Annotated in this window: 1 protein-coding gene; it reads left to right on the plus strand. The window is 51.5% G+C overall.

Going from position 1 to position 466, the window contains the following annotated elements:
* The coding region (locus A3773_RS19800; RefSeq protein WP_197462840.1) for a hypothetical protein at window positions 1–466 on the plus strand (466 nt) is incomplete at both ends.

Here is a 466-nt window from a genome sequence, read left to right on the forward strand (position 1 = left end):
AAGAAAAGAGAGGAGAAGGAAGAAGGGAAGAGGAGAAGAGAGGAGGAGAAAGGAAGGAGGGGAAAAAGAAAGGAGGAAGGAAAGGAGAGAGAGGGAGGAAAGAGGAAAAGAAGAGGGGGGAAAGAAAAGAGGGGGAGAAAAAGGAAGGAGGAGGAAGGAAGAAGAAGGAGGAAGGGAGGGGGAAGGGAAAAAAGGGGAAAAAGGGGGGGGAAAGGGAGGGAGAGGAAAAAGAAGGGGAGAAAGAAAAAAGAGAGGAGGAGGAAGGGAGAGAAGGAAGAAGGAAGAGGGGAGGAGAAAAGAGGGGGAAGAGAGGGAGGAAAGGGAGGGGGGAGAGGGAAAGGAAAGAAAAGAAAAGAGGGAGGGGGGGAGGAGAGAGAGGGGAAAGGAAGAGGGAAAGAGGGGGGAGAGGGAGAAAAAGAGAGGAAAGAGAGAGGAGCAGAGGTCGTTGATTACCGAGTTGAATGTG

The organism is Neptuniibacter pectenicola, from assembly GCF_001597735.1.
Lineage (GTDB): Bacteria > Pseudomonadota > Gammaproteobacteria > Pseudomonadales > Balneatricaceae > Neptuniibacter > Neptuniibacter pectenicola.